2 protein-coding genes are annotated in these 2,809 nt (G+C 63.6%); one reads left to right on the top strand and one right to left on the bottom strand.

The genetic code is table 11. The features are described from left to right. Nucleotides 1-839, top strand: an 839-nt coding sequence (locus VA603_RS19080) for a D-hexose-6-phosphate mutarotase (protein ID WP_323439768.1), incomplete at its 5' end; no start/stop codon positions are given. Nucleotides 840-958: 119 nt separating this feature from the next. On the opposite strand, the gene VA603_RS19075 is transcribed toward VA603_RS19080, so the two are convergent. Beyond that, on the bottom strand, nt 959-2,134 hold the full coding sequence (locus VA603_RS19075) for a benzoate/H(+) symporter BenE family transporter (protein WP_323439767.1): 1,176 nt from the start codon (nt 2,132-2,134) through the stop codon (nt 959-961). Nucleotides 2,135-2,809: the final 675 nt, after the last annotated feature.

The raw sequence follows: 2,809 nt of genomic DNA, 5'->3' as shown, positions 1-2,809 counted from the left end.
CAGGCGATTTCAATGGCTTCACCGCCTGGAAGGTGGAAACGCCGTTCTCGACCGCCGCCATCAGCGTGTTCGGTGGCCAGCTGCTGTCCTTCGTACCCAAGGGCGGCCAGGACGTGATGTGGCTATCGCCCAACGCCAAGCAACCGCCCACGCCCATCCGCGGTGGCAGCCCGGTGTGCTGGCCGTACTTCTCGCGCCAGGGGCAGGGCAACGACGTGCCTTCGCACGGCTTCGTCCGCACCGTGGCCTGGGAACTGCGCGATGCCCGCCGCGAGGCCGATGGCAGCCTCGTGCTGACCCTGGCGCCGCCGCCGCTGGACAACCTCAACCTCAAGCTGCAGATGGTGCTGCGCATCGGCCGCACGCTGGAGCAGGAGCTGACCACCGAGAACACCGGCACCCAGCCCACCAGCATCACCCAGGCGCTGCACAACTACTTCAACGTCAGCGATGCACTGAAGGTCGACGTCACCGGCCTGGACGGCCTGACCTACCTGGACAAGCTCGACAACGGCAACGCCCACGTCCAGCAGGGCGACTGGAACCTGCGCGATCCGCGCGACCCGGGCCGCAGCGATCGCATCTACACCCAGGCCGCCGGCCACTACGTCCTGCGCGATCCTGGCTTCAAGCGCGCCATCGACATCACCACCAGTGGCAGCCGCAGCGCCGTGGTCTGGAACGCCGGCCAAGCCCAGGCCGCGAAGATGGACGACATCGGCGACGCATGGCGCAACTACGTCTGCGTGGAGGCCGGCAACGTCGGCCCGGACGTGATCGAACTGGCCCCCGGCGGCCGCCATACCCTCAAGCAGGTCTTCGAGGTAAAGCCGCTCTAACGCAGGCGCTGTCTCAAGCCTTTGCTCAAGCCCCTCTCCCGCAAGCGGGAGAGGGGTTGGGGAGAGGGCAGCCGCTCAGGCCCTTTCGCGCAGAGCACAAGTCGCGCGCAGCATCCCCCTCACCGCCGCAACACCAGCAACGTCACCACACCCGCCACCAACCCCCAGAACGCCGACCCAATCCCGGCCATCGACAGGCCCGACGCCGTCACCAGGAAAGTCACCAACGCCGGCTCGCGTTCGACTTCCTCGCGCATCGCAACGGCCAGGCTGTTGCCGATCGTGCCAAGCAAGGCAATACCGGCCAGCGCCGCCACCAGCTCCTTCGGGAACGCCGCGAACACCGCGGCCACCGTCGCCCCGAACAGGCCGATGACGATATAGAACGCACCGGCGCTGACCGCCGCCGTATAGCGCCGCGCCGGGTCCTCATGCACGTCACGGCCCATGCAGATCGCGGCGGTGATCGCCGCCAGGTTCAAGGCATAGCCGCCGAACGGCGCCAGCACCATGTTGACCGCACCAATCCAGCCCACCACCGGCGACACCGGCGCGTCATAGCCGGACGCCTTCAGCACCGCCACTCCGGGCACGTTCTGTGAGGCCATGGTCACGATGAACAAGGGCAGGGCGATGCCGAACACCGCCGCCCATGACAGCGTCGGCATGGTGAACACGGGGCGCGCCAGTTGCAGCTGCATCTGATCCACATGCATCAATCCCTTGCTGGCGGCAATCGCAACACCAACCAGCAAGGTTGCGATCACCGCATAGCGTGGCAGCAGCCGTCGCCCCAGCAGGTAGGTCGCGAGCATCGCCAGTACCAACAGCGGTTGCGTTCCCACCGACACGAATACATCCAGCCCAAAGCGCAACAAGACGCCGGCCAACATGCCCGACGCCAGCGAGACCGGAATTCGCCGCATCGCCTTTTCGAACACACCGGAGAAGCCGGCCGCCGTCGCCAGCAACGCTGCCAGCACAAACGCACCAATGGCATCGGACAAGGGCAGCGTGCTTGCGCCCACCACCAGCATTGCCGCGCCTGGCGTGGACCATGCCGTCACCACCGGCATGCGGTAGCGCAACGACAGCCCGATGCAGGTCACGCCCATACCGATGCCAAGCGCCCACATCCACGAGGCTATTTCGGCTTGGTCGGCTCCAACGGACTGTGCTGCCTGGAACACGATCACTGCCGAACTGGCGAAACCCACCAGAACGGTGATGAAGCCGGCAATCACTGCAGGCAGCGAAATGTCTTTGAAGAACGAACGAGCAGAAGAGTCAGTCATCAGTCGCACACCCCCGGATCAACCCGCATTGTGGCCGACGAAAGCCGTCAGAGCCCCTCTCCCGCCCTGCGGGAGAGGGGTTGGGGTGAGGGCAGAACGAAATCGCGGCACCAAAGCACCCACAAGCAAGGCCGAAGCAGCGCCAGCAGCTGGGCACGCCAGGGCGTGGCCACCCATATAGAGAAGCGCTCCGTCATCCGATTTCGCTCTCAATCAGTCCAAAACCTTGCCGAATCTGGCCTCAGCAAGGAATGTGCTGCAAAGGCACACAAAGTGATTGCGCTTTTCACAAAGATGTCTAGAATTCGCTCCCTCGCTTCACGGCGCCGGCCACTTCGGTGACCACCGCCAAGAAGCAGCGCCAACCGCCTCGAAATGAGGTGTTGACGGAAACGAAAAGCCTGCTAAAGTAGGCGGCTCGCTTCAACAAGATGCCTTCGGGCGACGGAGAAGCAGTTGAGTCAACTTCCTCGAAACGAGGTGTTGACGAAACGGAAAAGCCGGCTATAATGGGCGGCTCGCTACGACGGAAACGTCGCAGCCTACGAAGACGGCGCTGAGGCCTGATTCGAAGTTCTTTGAAAGTATGCGCAGGTATCTTGTGAGGACGCCTGCAGGAATGGATGACTGTCCATCTTGCAGACGTTTAATCAAGCAATGATTCAATTGTTTTAA

The organism is Stenotrophomonas capsici, from assembly GCF_034961085.1.
Lineage (GTDB): Bacteria > Pseudomonadota > Gammaproteobacteria > Xanthomonadales > Xanthomonadaceae > Stenotrophomonas > Stenotrophomonas capsici.
This window is presented reverse-complemented; position numbering and strand designations above follow the sequence as displayed.